General features: G+C 69.0%; 12 protein-coding genes. 4 read left to right on the top strand and 8 right to left on the bottom strand.

Annotated features, from left to right (window positions below; genetic code table 11):
• Positions 1–13: 13 nt before the first annotated feature.
• Positions 14–886: a pirin family protein gene (locus ACWCIA_RS00985; RefSeq protein WP_454160099.1), complete on the bottom strand. Its 873-nt coding sequence runs from the start codon at positions 884–886 to the stop codon at positions 14–16.
• Positions 887–933: 47 nt separating this feature from the next.
• Positions 934–1,530 carry an FMN-dependent NADH-azoreductase gene (locus ACWCIA_RS00990; RefSeq protein WP_454160101.1) on the bottom strand — a complete coding sequence of 199 codons (597 nt, stop codon included), beginning with the start codon at positions 1,528–1,530 and terminating at the stop codon, positions 934–936.
• Positions 1,531–1,643: 113 nt separating this feature from the next.
• Here ACWCIA_RS00990 and ACWCIA_RS00995 point away from each other — a divergent pair, with 113 nt between their 5' ends.
• Complete coding sequence (locus ACWCIA_RS00995) at positions 1,644–2,555, top strand: LysR substrate-binding domain-containing protein (protein WP_454160103.1); 912 nt, start codon at positions 1,644–1,646, stop codon at positions 2,553–2,555.
• Between the two features lie 18 nt (positions 2,556–2,573).
• Here ACWCIA_RS00995 and ACWCIA_RS01000 read toward each other — a convergent pair whose 3' ends face one another.
• Complete coding sequence (locus tag ACWCIA_RS01000) at positions 2,574–3,245, bottom strand: hypothetical protein (RefSeq protein WP_454160105.1); 672 nt, start codon at positions 3,243–3,245, stop codon at positions 2,574–2,576.
• On the bottom strand, positions 3,245–4,096 hold the full coding sequence (asd, locus tag ACWCIA_RS01005; RefSeq protein WP_454160107.1) for an archaetidylserine decarboxylase: 852 nt from the start codon (positions 4,094–4,096) through the stop codon (positions 3,245–3,247). The genes ACWCIA_RS01000 and asd overlap by 1 nt, the downstream gene beginning before the upstream one ends.
• 229 nt (positions 4,097–4,325) lie before the next feature.
• On the opposite strand from asd, the gene ACWCIA_RS01010 reads away from it, so the two are divergent.
• Positions 4,326–6,551: a TonB-dependent receptor plug domain-containing protein gene (locus ACWCIA_RS01010; protein ID WP_454160109.1), complete on the top strand. Its 2,226-nt coding sequence runs from the start codon at positions 4,326–4,328 to the stop codon at positions 6,549–6,551.
• 74 nt (positions 6,552–6,625) lie between these two features.
• Here the strand turns inward: ACWCIA_RS01010 and pepA are convergent, their stop codons facing one another.
• The gene (gene pepA, locus ACWCIA_RS01015) at positions 6,626–7,498 is read right to left on the bottom strand and encodes a flocculation-associated PEP-CTERM protein PepA (RefSeq protein WP_454160111.1); all 873 of its coding nucleotides are present in this window, start codon (positions 7,496–7,498) and stop codon (positions 6,626–6,628) included.
• A 172-nt stretch (positions 7,499–7,670) separates the two neighbouring features.
• Positions 7,671–8,369, bottom strand: a complete 699-nt coding sequence (locus ACWCIA_RS01020; protein WP_454160112.1) for a ribonuclease HI family protein — start codon at positions 8,367–8,369, stop codon at positions 7,671–7,673.
• 122 nt (positions 8,370–8,491) lie between these two features.
• On the opposite strand from ACWCIA_RS01020, the gene ACWCIA_RS01025 reads away from it, so the two are divergent.
• On the top strand, positions 8,492–10,441 hold the full coding sequence (locus tag ACWCIA_RS01025; protein ID WP_454160113.1) for a prolyl oligopeptidase family serine peptidase: 1,950 nt from the start codon (positions 8,492–8,494) through the stop codon (positions 10,439–10,441).
• A gap of 42 nt (positions 10,442–10,483) precedes the next feature.
• On the opposite strand, the gene ACWCIA_RS01030 is transcribed toward ACWCIA_RS01025, so the two are convergent.
• Both ACWCIA_RS01030 and ACWCIA_RS01035 read right to left on the bottom strand, forming a co-directional pair.
• Positions 10,484–11,077, bottom strand: coding sequence for a YXWGXW repeat-containing protein (locus ACWCIA_RS01030; RefSeq protein ID WP_454160115.1), 594 nt, complete (start codon positions 11,075–11,077; stop codon positions 10,484–10,486).
• 207 nt (positions 11,078–11,284) lie between these two features.
• Entirely contained in the window at positions 11,285–11,524 is a 240-nt protein-coding gene (locus tag ACWCIA_RS01035; RefSeq protein ID WP_454160116.1) for a hypothetical protein, read from the bottom strand.
• A 214-nt stretch (positions 11,525–11,738) separates the two neighbouring features.
• On the opposite strand from ACWCIA_RS01035, the gene ACWCIA_RS01040 reads away from it, so the two are divergent.
• On the top strand, positions 11,739–14,906 hold the full coding sequence (locus ACWCIA_RS01040; protein WP_454160118.1) for a penicillin-binding transpeptidase domain-containing protein: 3,168 nt from the start codon (positions 11,739–11,741) through the stop codon (positions 14,904–14,906).
• Positions 14,907–14,946 lie beyond the last annotated feature (40 nt).

Genomic DNA, 14,946 nt, shown 5'->3' on the forward strand with positions numbered 1-14,946 from the left:
GGGGAAAGCTGTTTTACTCGCCGAAGCGCCCCGCCCGGAAATCTTCCACTGCCTGCTGCAGTTCGGCCTGGGTATTCATCACGAACGGACCGTACTGCGCGATTGGCTCCTTCAGTGGCCTTCCGGCGAGCAGCAGCAGGCGGGTCGGCTGCGACGCCTTGATGACGACGCCGTCGGCGCCCGGCGCGTTGTCGAGGATCGCCATGCGCGCCTGCGCCACGCCGCGTCCGGCCACCACCGCCTCGCCGCGGAACACATAGATGAACGCATTGTGTCCCTCCGGCAGCGGCTGCTCGAAAACGGCGCCCTCCGGCAGTTCGACGTCGAGGTAGAGCGGCTCGGTGACCTCGCGCTGCACCGCGCCCGCCACGCCATGGCTGGCGCCCGCGATCACCTGCACGGTGACGCCGTTGTCGAGGGTGAAGCGCGGCACCTCGGCGTTCGGGATGTCGCGGTACCAGGGCGCGCGCATCTTGTCCTTCGCCGGCAGGTTGAGCCACAGCTGGAAGCCTTCCATCAGCCCCTCGGTCTGCGCGGGCATCTCGGCGTGGACCACGCCGCGCCCGGCCGTCATCCACTGCACACCACCGTCGGTGACAAGACCTTCGTTGCCGGCGCTGTCGCGGTGGCGCATGCTCCCGGACAGCATGTAGGTGACGGTCTCGAAGCCGCGGTGCGGGTGCTCCGGGAAGCCGGCGATGTAGTCGCCCGCCTTGTCGCTGCCGAAGGCGTCGAGCATCAGGAAGGGATCGAGGCGGCGCTGCAGCGGTCCGGTCAGCACGCGGTTGATCTTCACGCCGGCGCCGTCCATGACGAACTGGCCGGCGATCAGGCGCTCGACGCCGCGGCCCCTGGTGACGGTGTGTTCGATGAGTGCTTCAGTCATGATGTTCTCCTGGATGCCGGGCGCGGGAACGCCCGATCGGAATCAGCTCAGGCCAGTGCGGCGGCGATGGCGTCGTCGGCTTCCTGGCGGCCCTTGGCGGATGCTTCCGGACCCATCGACTGCGCCGCCGAGTAGACGAAGGTGTGGTCGCTCATGCCCAGGAAGTTCAGCAGCATGCGCACGAAGGGCACTTGCGGGTCGGCTTCGACCGGGTAGATGCCGCCGCGGGCGGTGGCCACGAACACCTTCTTGTTCTTCAGCAGGCCTTCAGGGCCGCTCTCGGTATAGCGGAAAGTGACGCCGGCACGGGCAATCGCGTCGAACCAGTTCTTCAGCTGCACCGGGATGCCGAAGTTGTACATCGGCGCGCCGATCACGACCACGTCGGCCGCCTGCACCTGGGCGATCAGGGCGTCGTCGAGGGCCACGCGCGCGGCCTGCTCGGAGTTGCGCTGGCCGGCCGGGGTGAACAGGGCGCCGAGGGCCGCTTCGTCGAGCATCGGGTGCGGATCGCGTGCCAGGTCGCGGGTGGCGACCTGGGCGCCCGGGTTGGCGGCGACCAGCTTGGCGACGATGCTGCCCGCGACACGGGTCGATTCGGATTCGGCGCCGCGCAGGCTGGAGGTGATTTGCAGAATGTTCATGGTGGCTTCCTCGTTGAATGGTTGGTGTTTCAATGGAGGCCAGTGTAGCCATTCCAAAAACGTAGCGGAAGACGCTAGAATGGATAACATTATTCAGCCAGTGGAACAATCCCATGGAAGTCGAACCGAACGACCTGCTGCTGTTCGCGCGCATCGTGGAAGCGGGCAGTTTCAGCCGCGCCGCGGAACGCGTGAACCAGCCGAAGTCCACCGTCTCGCGGCGCATCGCGCTGCTGGAGTCCCGCCTCGGCGAGCGCCTCCTGCAGCGCACCACCCGGAAACTCGTGGTGACCGAGTTCGGCGCCAGCCTGCTGGAGCATGCGCGCCGCGTGCTGGAAGAGTCCGAAGCCGCCGGCGCATTGGCGCAGCACCGCCAGGGCGAGCCCAGCGGACGCCTGCGCATCTCGCTGCCGGCCGATTTCGCGAACCTCGGCATGAGCGCCATGATCGGGCGCTTCCTCGAGCGCTATCCGGCGGTGAACGTGGAGCTGGACCTGTCGCCGCGCCGGGTCGACCTGGTGGCGGAGAGCTTCGACATCGCGATCCGCATGGGCGACCTGCCGGACGACAGCTCGCTCGCCGCGCGCCGCGTCACGCTGCAGCGCTTCGGCCTGTATGCCTCGCCATGCTACACGGCCGTGCGCGGGCTGCCCGAGCATCCGGACGACCTGCTGGGGCACGACGTGCTGTGCCTCTTGAGCCGCAGCGGCGGCGCGCTGCCCTGGGTGCTCACGCGCGGCAAGGTGCGCTGGGAGCGCGCGCTCCCGGCGCGCCTGACGGCCAACTCGCCCGACCTGCTGGCGCGGATCGCCTGCAGCGGCGCGGGGATCGCGGCCAGTTCCGAACTGTTCGCGCTGCCGCTGGTGAAGAAGGGAGAGCTGGTGCGGGTCCTGCCGGAGTGGGACATGCCGACGGCGACGGGATGGGCGGTGTTCCCGGGACGGCGCCTGATGCCGGCCAAGACCCGGGCTTTCCTCGACATGATGGAAGAAGTATTCGGCGGGGAGGGCAAGGACGCCGTCTAAGGGCTGCGGTATAGCCGCTTACTTCCGGCCGGCAGCCGGCGGCGGCGTCAGCGCGGCGAGCGCGCGTTCCGCCGCCACGACATGCATGAGCGTGCCTTCCGCCCGCGCCCGTTCGAGCGAAGCCCGGATGGCCGGCAATGCGGTCCGTGCCGGCGCGCCGATCTCGCGCAAGGCTTCGAGCGCCAGGGGAGCGTCGAGCGACATGTCCGGGTCGTACGGGCGTTCCATCATCGCTGCCAGGTGTGGAACGACACGTTCGGGATCGTATTTCCCCAATTGGCCCAACGCGTCGAACGCGGCATAACGGTGGGCCGGATCGGCACTTCTGGCAATCAGGAGCGGGATCGCGGTTCTGGCCGGGGGCCCCATCCGGGCCAGCACGGCGAAACCGAGGTGCACGGTGTCGGCATCGCGGCTGTCGAGCAGGCCGAGGGCGACGGCGAGGGCCGGGGCGCCGCGCGCCGCCAGGTCGGTCGCCGCGCAGTTTTTCCGGTAATAATCGCCGTCGCCCGTGATGATGGCCCGCAGCGCGTCGATGGACACGCTGGCGGGAAGGGGAACGCAAGGCTTGGGCGGCGGCGGGGGCGTCGCGCAGGCCTGCCACGGCGCCGCGGCAGCCAGCATGAAGCACGCGCAGGCGGCAAGGCGCCGCGACGCAGGGATCATGCAGCGCGCTGCCGCAAGCGCCATCAGAGGGGCCGGTTGCCCATCATTTCGCCCAGGCGCACCTTGCGCTCCGGCGCCCATTCCTTGTTGAACTCGATCGTCTCTTCCTTGAACAGCATGACGACCGTCGACCCCAGCAGGAAGCGTCCCATCTCCTCGCCTTTTTTCAGCACGACCGGCGTGGTGTCGTAGGTCCATTCGCTCAGGCGCCCCAGGCGCTGCGGGTTGACCACGCCGTGCCACGGGGTTGCCATGCTGCCGACGATGGTGGCGCCGACCAGCACCATGACGAAGGTGCCGAATTCCTCGGACTCGAATACGCATACGACACGCTCGTTGCGGGCGAACAGGCCGGGCACGCCCCGCGCCGTGGTCGGGTTCACCGAGAACAGGGCGCCCGGCACGTAGATCATGCGCGTCAGGCGGCCGTCGCAGGGCATGTGCAGGCGGTGGTAGTCCTTCGGGCTCAGGTAGAGGTTGGCGAAGCTGCCGTGCTGGAAGTGGGCAGCGAGCGAGGCGTCGCCGCCGACCAGCTGGGTCGTCGTGAACTTGTGGCCCTTGGCCTGCAGGATGTGGTGGTCGTCGATCGCGCCGAACTGGCTGATCGCGCCGTCGACCGGACAGACGAAGTCCGCCTGCGCCAGCGGACGCACGCCGTCGCGCAATGGGCGGGTGAAGAATTCGTTGAAGCTCGGGTAGCTGGCGATGTCCGGGTTGGCCGCCTCGTCCATGTTGACGCCGTACTTGGCGACGAACCAGCGGATCAGGCGGGTCGTCATCCTGCCGCCCCGATGGCCGGCCACGCGCCCGGCGAACGAGGTCAAGGCCTGCTTGGGCAGGACATATTGCGGCAATACTTTGAAGCGGTCGGACACGATGGCAGCCCTTATTACTTGTGGTGATGGCGAATTATAAATAACAGCCGTGCCTGTGCATATAACTGTTTGCGCGGGCGGCGAAGCGCAGTGTAGCGCATCGTCCGCCGCGGGCAGGCTGGCGCATGGTGGCGTCCGTCCAACATGCATATCGAAAATATATTCCCTCGGGCAACCCAAACCGGAGAATCTCGCGGACAATACGATCTCATAAAATTGTCTCTCTGATATGTATATCCCATCCTCGATTCGCCTGACGCTGCTGGCCGCACTGCTGGCCGCCGCCTTCCCCCTGCATGCGCAGGAAACGCCAACGAACACCAGCGCCGCCCAAACTCAGCCGCAAGCGCCCAAGGCGCCGCAAGCGTCCGCACCCGAGCAGAAAATGCAGACGGTCGAAGTGCGCGGCACCGCCGAGGGCTACGACCCGCGCCGCGACGACACCGCGACCAAGATCGTCGTCAACCAGGAAGAAATCGCCAAGTACGGCGACACCAGCGTGGCCGACGTGCTCAAGCGCGTGCCCGGCATCACCGTCAGCAGCCCGAACGGGCGCGGCGGCGAGATCCGCATGCGCGGCCTGGGCGCCGGCTACACGCAGGTGCTGATCAACGGCGAACGCGCGCCGGCCGGCTTCTCGATCGATTCGATTTCGCCCGACGTCATCGAGCGCATCGAAGTGCTGCGCGCCGCCAGCGCCGAGTTCTCGACGCAGTCGGTAGCCGGCACCATCAACATCGTGCTGAAGAAGGCCATCCGTACCGGCCAGCGCGAATTCAAGATCGGCGCGCGCGACGGCGGCGGCTTCTCCGGCCCGACGGCCAACTTCCAGCTCTCCGACAAGCTGGGCAAGATGTCGTATGCGATCGCCGGCAGCGCCATGTACGAACAGTTCGCACGCCGGCCGCCGAGCGACGAGACGGTCTACGACGCGGAGGGCCGCCAGGTCCTGTACCGCGAGACGGTCGGCGACGAGAAGGGCCGCCTGAACCTGTTCAACCTGGCCCCGCGCCTGAACTGGACGCTGGCGAACGGCGACACGGTGACCTCGCAGACCTTCGTGAACGTGGCGCGCTTCCGCAACCAGAACCGCGAGACGACGGTCACCACCCTGGGCGCGCCCGCACCATACCCGCTGGCCGATTCGTCCACCCGTTCGGACAACGACGTCGTGCGCACGGAACTGAACTGGGTGCACAAGATGGCCGACGGCGCCAGGCTCGACGTCAAGGGCAGCGCGGTCTGGGGCCAGAACACGACGGTCCAGCGCCGCTCGACCCCGGCCGGCGCCCCGCGCGCACTCGACACCGACATCGTGCTCGAAGCCGACGAGCTGGGCGCCACCACCACCGGCAAGTACAGCAAGACGCTGGGCAACGGCCACGCGCTGGCCATGGGCTGGGACGGCGGCTGGGGACTGCGCGAAGACGTGCGCACCGAGACCGAAGCCGGGCGCTTCGTCTTCCCGGTGCTGTTCAACGGCGGCGAGCAGTTCGACGCCAAAGTGACGCGCTTTGCCGCCTATGCCCAGGACGAATGGAACCTGACCCCGCGCTGGTCGGTCTATCTGGGCGCGCGCTGGGAAGGCATCCGCACCCGCGCCACCGGCAACACCTTCCCCGATGCCCGCTCCAGCTCGAACGTCTGGAGTCCGGTGGCGCAGACCTTGTGGAAGATCCCGGAAACCAAGGGCGACCAGGTGCGCTTCGCCGTCACCCGCACCTACAAGGCGCCGAACATGCAGCAGCTGCTGGCGCGCCGCCAGACCTCGATCGACAACCGCTCGACCGATCCTGACTTCTCGGGCAACCCGGCCCTGAAGCCGGAACTGGCGCTGGGCTTCGACGCCTCCTACGAGCATTTCTGGGCCGAAGGCGCGCTGGTGTCGATCAGCGCCTCGATGCGCCGCATCGACGACTACACCCGCCACCTGGTCACTTTCGATGGCGCGCGCTGGGTCGCGATGCCGATGAATGCGGGCCAGGCCATCACGCGCGGGCTGGAACTGGAAACCAAGTTCCCGCTGAAGGCGATCATGAAGGACGCGCCGGCGATCGAGCTGCGTGCCAGCGTCAGCGCCAACTGGTCGGAAGTGGACGGCGTGCCGGGTCCGGACAACCGCCTCGATGGCCAGGCGCCGCTGTCGGGCAACCTCGGCATCGACTACAAGAAGGGCAACCTCCAGCTCGGCTCCAGCATGGCCTGGCGCCAGGACGCCACGATCCGCGTCTCCGAACGCCAGACTTCCTTCCTGAAGGGCCGGCGCGACCTCGAAGCCTTCGCGCTCTACAAGTTCACGCCGAAACAGCAGCTGCGCGTGGCCATGTCGAACATCCTGGGCGACGACTTCGTGAACCGCCAGAGCTACCTCGAGCCGGGCCGCGGCCTGGTGGTGCGCAACTTCAGCTTCCCGGCAGGACCGTCGGTGCGTGCGACGCTGGAACTGAAGTTTTAAAAAAGTAGAAGGATAAAAAAGGCCCGGCGGGATCTGCATCCCGCCGGGCCTTTTTTGGTTTTTTTATTCCCCGATCAGGCCTTGCGCGGGCGGCGGCGCAGGGCGCCGATGCCGGCCAGGGCGATGCCGAACAGCGCGACCGAACCCGGCTCCGGCACTTCGGCCAGCTTGAACTGGCCGTTAGCGTTGATGAAGAAGTGCTTGCCGTTCACGTTCCTGTAGCGGGTGGTGCCGCTGCAGCCCACGCCCGTGAAACCTGCGAACTCGCAGGCCACTTCCTTGACCAGGTTCGGGGTCGCCGGCGAGTTTGGGTTGCTCAGGGTATTCGCATTGGTGAAGGCGAACGCGAAGGTCGGCTGGGTCGACAGGTCGACGCCATCCTTGTTGAAGAAGTATCCGGCGGCCAGCTTGCCGGCCGCAGCCGCCGCATGGACGGTAACCTGCCCGTTGTTCAGCGGGCTGCCGTTGGCGTCGACCCTGCCGCCGCCACCGACCAGGACGTTGAATTCGGCGATCAGGTTGCCCAGGTTGGCGCCATAGATGCCGTTCTTCGAGGCGTACTGGCCCTTGACCGGGTTCTGGTACATGCGGATCGTGCCCTCTTCGAAACGGAAGGCGCCGCTGAAATTGCCGCGGCCGCTGGCCTCGAGGGTCGCAGTGATGTTCCCGCCCGGGAAGGCCGACGAGAAGGTCGAGCCGTTGCTGTCGGCCTGCAACAGGTTGAACACGGCGTGCTCGGTGAAGGTGAACGAGTTCTCACCATAGGCGCTCAGCTCGATAAAGGCCTTGCCGTTGGTGTCCAGGTATTCGCCGACCAGCTGGCCTTTCTCGAAGCCGCCGCCGTTCGGGTTGAAGACCCAGTCGGTCATCAGGACCGAGGCCTGGGCGCTGCCCATGGTGGCGAGGGCCAGCGCTACGCTGCAAGCGAGTTGTTTGAGGTTTTTCATGTTGGACTGTTCCTGGCGTTGTAGGTATGCGTACGTACAAAGCACGCTCCATGCCAGCAGTAAAATTTTATGCAGAATCAATGGCTTGCTTCTGCTGAGCTGTCGGCGTTAATGCTGCTTGTAAAGATTTCCGACAGTCATTTTTCGGTCGCTTGCGCCGGGCAACTGTCGCTTAGAGCAGGCTCAAGGCATCGACATCGCTCGCCGGCAGGTCGCTGGCGCGCTGCGAGAGGGCGTCCGCTTCCAGGTTGCGGTGGCGCGGCACCCAGCGCAGGGTGACGGCCGGCATGGCGGCGAGCAAGGCGTGCACCCGCGCGCGATAGGGGCCCAGCACCGGCGCGCCCTGGGCGGCCGGGCCGTTGACGTCGTCGATGACGACCTGGCTGTCGCCGTAGACGGTCAGGGGGAAGGCGCCCTGCGCGAGCGCCGCCTCGAGCACTGCGATCAACGCCAGGTATTCGGCCTCGCTGCTGTTGCCGAAGCCGGCCGCGCGGGACAGCTCGACCAGTTCGCCGGCCGGGCCGCGCAGCAGGCCGCCGATGCCGCAGCGTCCGGGGTTGGGCCGCGCCGAACCGTCGAACCAGGCGCGCCAGGCGGTGGAGGTACCCAGCCGGCGGGCGGCGCGCACGGCTGCCGCCTGCGCGCGTGCTTCCGCCCGCTGCACTGTGCGGGCCGCCTCGGCGCGGCGCAGGGCCTCGCGTTCGGCCAGCAGCGCAGGCAAGCCGGCGGCGCCGGCACTCGCTTCCAGCACCAGGCGCAGCGCTGCTTCCTGCGTCATTCCCTGCGCCAGCCCGGCGCGCAGGGCGAGCCTGCGGCCGGCGGCCAGTTCGGTGCGGTTGGCGGCGGATTGCAGGCGCTCGAGTTCGGTCATCCCGCCAGCATAACCGGATTCTTTCGCATTGACACTGGATGTGGTTCTTGCAACACTTGTGCGGCGTCAATACGCCATGCCCGCACCGCTTGCGGCGCATCGTCATCAGAACGGGAGAATTCATGCGTTTCAACCATGTTGTCCGTCTTTCCGCACTGGCCATCTGCCTGGCCGCTGCTTTCCCATCCCATGCCGCCGCCCCGGCGCCCAGCGCGAAAGCAGCCCAGAAGCTGCCCAAGCGCTACACCATCGAGCAGTTCATGGCGACCACCTCGGTCACCGGCGCCTCCTTCAGCCGCGATGAAAAGCAGATCCTGTTTTCCAGCAATGCTTCCGGCATCTTTAACGCCTATGTGCTGCCGGTCACCGGCGGCACGCCGCGCGCGCTGACGGCGTCGACCACGGACAGCACCTATGCGGTCGGCTTCTTCTACAACGACGACCGCATCCTGTTCACGCGCGACAAAGGCGGCAACGAGCAGAACCACCTGTTCGTGCGCGAACTCGACGGCAGCGAGCGCGACCTGACGCCGGGCGACAAGCTGAAGGCCTCCTTCGCCGGCTGGCAGCCCGACGGCAATGCCTTCTACGTGGCCACCAACGAGCGCGACCCGAAATTCTTCGACCTGTACCGCTACGACGCGAAGACCTATGCGCGCACGCTGGTCTACAAGAACGAGACCGGCCGCACCGTGCAGAGCATCAGCCGCGACGGCCGCTGGCTGGCGCTCGGCAAGCCGAACACCACGGCCGACAGCGACATCTACCTGTACGAGATCGCCACCGGCCAGACGAAGCACCTGTCGCCGCACAAGGAGACCGCCAGCTACAGCGCCGAGGCCTTCGACCCGGAATCGAAGCGCCTGCTGTTCACCACCAACGACGGCGGCGAATTCATGCGCGTGCGCGCCTACGACCTGGCGACCGGCGCGGTGACCGACGTCGAACGGGCCGAATGGGACCTGGTCGGCACCACCTATTCGCGCAACGGCCGCCACCGCATCAGCTATGTCAACGAGGACGGCAGCATCCGCGTGCGCGTCGTGGAGAGCGCGGGCGGGAAGCCGGTGCCGATGCCGAAGCTGGCCGGCGAAATCCGCCAGACCACCTTCTCCCCGAGCGGCAACCTGGTCGCCTTCTATGTCAACGGCGACCGCTCGCCGAACAACCTGTATGTGCACGACCTGCGCAGCAGGAAGACGACCCAGCTCACGCGCAGCTTGAGCAAGGACATCGACCCGGACGACCTGGTCGAAGCCGAGGTGGTGCGTTTTAAATCCTTCGACGGCACCGTGATCCCGTCGATCTTCTACAAGCCGAAGGGCGCCTCGAACACGAACAAGGTGCCGGCCGTGGTGCTGGTCCACGGCGGCCCCGGCGGGCAGACGATGCGCGGCTATAGCGCCCAGGTGCAGTACCTGGTCAACCACGGCTATGCGGTGCTGGGCATTAACAACCGCGGCAGCTCGGGCTACGGCAAGACCTTCTTCACGGCGGACGACCGCAAGCACGGGCGCGAGCCGCTGTGGGACTGCGTCGAGGCGAAGACCTGGCTGGCCAGCCTGGGCTGGGTCGACCCCGAGCGCATCGGCATCATGGGCGGCAGCTACGGCGGCTACATGACGCTGGCGGCGATGGCCTTCCGGCCGGAAGCGTTCAAGGTCGGCATCGACATCTTCGGGGTCAGCAACTGGGTGCGCACGCTCGAGAGCATCCCGCCGTACTGGGAGTCGCAGCGCAAGGCCCTGTACGACGAGATCGGCGACCCGGTCAAGGACAGGGACTTCCTGGTCGCGACCTCCCCGCTGTTCCATGCCTCGCACATCCGCAAGCCGCTGATGGTGATCCAGGGCGCGAACGACCCGCGCGTGATCAAGCCGGAAAGCGACGAAGTGGTCGAAGCGGTGAAAAAGAACGGGGTCGAAGTCGAGTACATCGTGTTCGGCGACGAGGGGCACGGTTTCTCGAAGAAGAAGAACCAGGCGGAGGCCAGCGCGAAGATCCTCGCCTTCCTCGACCGGCACCTGAAGGGCGCGCCGGCGCCCGGAGCTGCCCAGGCTGCGTTGAAATAAAAAAAGCGCCTCTTTCGAGGCGCTTTTTCATTCATCCATCCATCAACGGCGGTACGGATTGTCCGGGCTGCTGTCGCGGCTGTTGCGGCGGCCGTCGCCGTCGCGGTCGTGGTCGTAGCGGTTCGGCACGCCGTCGTTGTCGCGGTCGCGGTCGCGGGCATTCGGGATGCCGTCGCGGTCGGTGTCGCCGCCATGGCGCTCGATCCGGTCCGGAATGCCGTCGCGGTCGCGGTCGCGGCCACGGTATTCCTGCGGGCGGCCGTGGCGGTCGTAATAGACCTCGCGCTGGTAGCCGTCATGGCGGGCATAGTGGCGGTCGCCGCGGTATGGAGACCAGCCGCCCTGCTGCATGTACCAGCGGCCGCCGCGTTCGCGCCAGGCCGGCGGGGCATACACATAACCAGGACGCTCGACGATGTAGCTGCCCGGGATCCAGTGGTGACGGCGGCCGGTCCACTCCCAGTAGCCTGGCGACCACACGTAGCCGCGGCGGACGGCCGGTGCGCGTTCGTACATCGGTGGCGGCGGCGCCGAGCCGATATACAGCTGGACATCGGTTTGCGCCATCGACGGCAGAGGCGCATAAGCGGCGGCGCCGAGGGCGATCAGGGCTGCGAGAGAGAGGCTGCGTTTCATGTTCGTTCTCCATAATCCAAAGCGGATGATTCATAGTATCAATCGCTTGGGCGCAATGGGGCGTTTGACGCATGTGCTTACATCTGAAACAGATTGCAGGAACTGTGTTGCAACAGCGGGGGAATGCGGGGAGGGGGGAAACGTGGCGGGACGTCGAGAGGGAACAAGGCGGGCCGCGTCAGGGCGCGGCCCGGCCTCGACGGGCAATCAAATGCGGCTCCCGCCGGTGCGACGCTCCGCCAGCACGATGGTCTCTTGTTCGGCGGGGCTCAGGCGCTTGGCTTTCACCACGACGACGGCCATTTTGGTTTCGGTGGCGATACTCGAATCCAGGATGACGGCCGGGCTGGCGTGGGCTTGCGGCACGGCGTCGGTAAAGTAGCTTGCCGAACCGGCTGCTGCGAGGGCAACGACGAAAACGGCTTCCATGTGCTTGGCGATGTTCACGGTGTTTCTCCTTGCGGGTGGTTGGTCGATGTGTGCACTGTAGCCAAGGCGCCCGCGCCAGGCCACCGGATTGCGACAAGCCGCATGAAAAGCGGGATGACCTGCACAAAACGGTGCCTAATGCAGCTTAACCCGACGGTATCTGCATGCTTTCTCCATCCCCCCGCTAGGCAGGCCTGGACGGCCGGGGCCGGCAGAGGGAAAGGATGGGAGCATGATCGCCACGTTTTTCGCAGGGCTGGACGCGCAGCGCAGGGCGTGGCGGCGCACGCGCAACCTGCGCGCCGGTGCGCGTGCCCCGAGCGCGCGGATGCCAGGAGCGCAGGCCAGGCCCTTCCGCGCCGACCCCGGTTTCTGGCTGGGCGCCGCGGCCTGCGCGCTGCTGCTCATCGGCGCCATCGTCATCGCCAGCCATGCGCGCGCGCTCGCGGCCGCCGCTTCCAGCCGGGCCCTGGCCGCCGGCGGCGCCGTGCGTTCGCTCGACGCCTTCCAGGCCGCGCTCCCTGGCCTCGCCTTCAGCGTGCCGGCCCAGCCCGGCGTCGTGCTGGCGGCGCAGCCGGGCGGGGCGCTGCTGATCCTGTCCGGCATGCGCGCCGGGCAGCCCGTCGTCATCGACCTGTGCGAGCAGGCGCTGGCGGGCACGGACGGGCGCCTGGCGCCGCTGCGGATCGGCTACCGCTTCGCCGACGTGGCGCGCTGGGCGGCGCGCAACGAGGGCAGCGCCAGTCCCGTCACGCTGAGGAACGTGGTGCTGGCCGGCGCGGCGATGCCGCGGGTCGACATCACCGGCCGCGTCGCGCCGGGCGGATCCCTGCAGCTGGCCTGGCAGGGCCAGGCGCGCTGGGTGGGCGAGGCCGGCGCCGGCGCCATCCTGCGCGGCGAGCGCGGGCAGGCCGTGCTGGGCCGTGGCGGCTGGCTGGTCTGGGGAGGGGAGGACGCGCTGCGCGTCGTGCGCCGCGCCGGCGCCGCCTGTCCCGGGGCGGGCGAACTGGTGCTGACGCGCTACCAGGCCGCGCCCGGGCCGGCTGCGGCCGCGCTGGTCAGCGCTTTCCCGGAACGCGGCCCTGTCCGCAGCGCGACGCTGGCGCCGGGCGAGTACCGGGTGCCGAACGAGGCGCCGGCGCGGCTGGAGGACGGCGCCCTGTTCGACAGCCTGCTGGCGCGCGGGCTGGTGCGCACGACGCCGGGCGGCATGATCGAACTGGCCCCGCGCGACCTCGCGCACTGGCGCGCGGCCGGCGCCTCCTTGCGCTCGGCCGACCTGCGCGCCTGGGACGGCGTCGTGCTGGACGACGCCGCGCGCCGCCTGCTCGAGCGCCTGCACGGCCGGGCCGACGGCGCCTATGTGCGCGAGCAGGTCAGGATCTTCAATGCCGAGCGGCGCTTGCTGGCCTGGCGCGTGCGTCCCGGTACGGCTGGCGCCTGGCAGGCGCAGGCGGGCGGCGTCGCGCTCGCCGCCGATGCCCCGATGCCACTGGCCGCCTCGCGCCTGTTCGAGCGCCTGCCCGAAGGCTGGGCGCCCTGGCGGCGGGTGGGCGACTGGCCCGCCGCCGACAGCCCTGCGCGGCTGACGCTGGCGCTGCCGCAGCCGGCCACCGGACACGAACGCGTCGCCCTGCTGCTGGCGGGGCGGGTGCGCGCCGTCGAGGGCGCGCAGCTGGCACACGTAGGGCCGGCCTGCGGCGGGCGCGCCTGCTCGAAAGCCGACGACGTCGCCGAACTGGTGCTGGCGCCGCTGGCGGGCAGCCGCCGCATCATCGTCGAGGCCGAGCCGCTCGACCTGGCGGCGATGGGGGGCGCCGGCGACGCAGCCTGGCGCCACCTGCGCCTGCAGGACGGACGCCTGGCCTGGCAGCCGCTGGCCCCCGGCCAGGGCAGGGCGTCGATGGCTTCCGCGCCGGTGATGCTGGCCGACCGCGCGGGCAGGCCGCTGTGGCAGGCCGGCAGCGCCACGCCGCCCGCGCAGGCGGCGGGCCTGGCCTCGCTGCTGGGGCTGCACCCCGGGCATGCGAACAGCATCGCCGGCATGCTGGCGCGGCTGCCGGCGCCGGATGGGCGCCCGCATGCGGCGCGCCTGAGCCTCGACCTCGGTCTGCAGGCGGCCGCCCAGGGCGCGCTGGACTGCGCGGGCCTGCGCCGCGGCAGCTGGGATGGCGCCCGCTGCCATGGCGGCACGGCCCCGCCTGCCGCGCGCCAGGCGGGCTTGCTGCTGCTCGATACCGGCAGCGGCGACATCCTCGCCGCCGCCGGTGCGGGAGGCGGGGTGTCGCCCGCCACGCCCTGGAGCGAGCTGCGCGACTTCGACCGCGTCGACCCGGCGCGCAGCGCGCTGCGCCAGGCGGCGCTGCAGCACGACGGCGGATCCGAACGCAGCCCCGGCTCGACCTTCAAGATCGTCAGCGCCCTCGGGCTGGAACTGGCGGCCCGGCGCGATCCGCAACTCGACGCGCTGCTGGACGGCCTGCCGCTCGCCAGGATCGATGCGCTGGCGCGCGAAGGCGGCTGGGCATTCCGCAGCGACGCCGCCACCTATCCGGCCACGGGCAAGGGCACGCGCATCACCAATTTCCGCGACGGCACCCTCGAACGCCGCGTGCAGGACGGCAAGCTGGGACTGGAACAGGCGCTTGCCTACAGCCTCAACACCTGGTTCGCCTGGGCTGCGGAACTGGGCGACGCCAGCCTGTTCGGCAAGCCGGCGGGCGGGGCGCCCAGCCTGCGCGCGCTCGACCCGGAAGCGCTGGCCGGGGTGCGCCCGATCGCCGACATGGCGCGCCGCCTCGGCTTCGAACAGCCGCTGGCCCTCGACGGCGGCCTGCTGCCGGCCGTTTACGACTGGCGCCATTGGGACGCCCTGCAGGCCAGCCGCGCCGGGATCGACCCGATCGGCGCGCGCCACGAATTGCGCCAGATGGCGATCGGCCTGCGCATGCAGGCCACGCCGCTGCACATGGCGATGGTGGCCGGCGCGGTCGGAGAAGGCCGGGCGATCGCGCCGCGCCTGCTGCTTTCCCTGGATGGGCGCGAGGCGAAGCACCGGCCCGGCGCGCCGCTGGGCGTACGACTCGACCGCGTGCGCGCCGGCCTGAAGGGCGTCGTCATTCACGGCACGGCGGCCAGCGCCTTCCGCGCGCCCGAGTTCGACGGGCTGCGCGGCGGCCTGTACGGCAAGACCGGCACCGCGCCCAGCGGGCCGGACGGCCAGGCCACGGTCTGGTTCACCGGCTGGCTGGAGCCGGGCAGCATCCCCGGCTTGACGCGGCGGGTCGCGTTTGCGGCGTTTGTCAGCCGTTCGGAAGCGACCGGCGGCGAGCACGCGGCGCCGGTGGTCGCCAGCCTGCTGCGCTCGATGTTGTTGAACGAAACCAAAAGGCGGAATTGAAGGCCGACCGGGCTTCTTCTGCGCGCCTTACTCCTGAGTT

The sequence above is a fragment of the Massilia sp. SYSU DXS3249 genome (assembly GCF_053668055.1).

Bases quoted from the DNA above. Each gene is read 5' to 3' on its own strand.
- ACWCIA_RS00985 (WP_454160099.1), bottom strand. From the start codon at position 886: ATGACTGAAGCACTCATCGAACACACCGTCACCAGGGGCCGCGGCGTC.
- ACWCIA_RS00990 (WP_454160101.1), bottom strand. From the start codon at position 1,530: ATGAACATTCTGCAAATCACCTCCAGCCTGCGCGGCGCCGAATCCGAA.
- ACWCIA_RS00995 (WP_454160103.1), top strand. From the start codon at position 1,644: ATGGAAGTCGAACCGAACGACCTGCTGCTGTTCGCGCGCATCGTGGAA.
- ACWCIA_RS01000 (WP_454160105.1), bottom strand. From the start codon at position 3,245: ATGGCGCTTGCGGCAGCGCGCTGCATGATCCCTGCGTCGCGGCGCCTT.
- ACWCIA_RS01010 (WP_454160109.1), top strand. From the start codon at position 4,326: ATGTATATCCCATCCTCGATTCGCCTGACGCTGCTGGCCGCACTGCTG.
- pepA (WP_454160111.1), bottom strand. From the start codon at position 7,498: ATGAAAAACCTCAAACAACTCGCTTGCAGCGTAGCGCTGGCCCTCGCC.
- ACWCIA_RS01020 (WP_454160112.1), bottom strand. From the start codon at position 8,369: ATGACCGAACTCGAGCGCCTGCAATCCGCCGCCAACCGCACCGAACTG.
- ACWCIA_RS01025 (WP_454160113.1), top strand. From the start codon at position 8,492: ATGCGTTTCAACCATGTTGTCCGTCTTTCCGCACTGGCCATCTGCCTG.
- ACWCIA_RS01030 (WP_454160115.1), bottom strand. From the start codon at position 11,077: ATGAAACGCAGCCTCTCTCTCGCAGCCCTGATCGCCCTCGGCGCCGCC.
- ACWCIA_RS01040 (WP_454160118.1), top strand. From the start codon at position 11,739: ATGATCGCCACGTTTTTCGCAGGGCTGGACGCGCAGCGCAGGGCGTGG.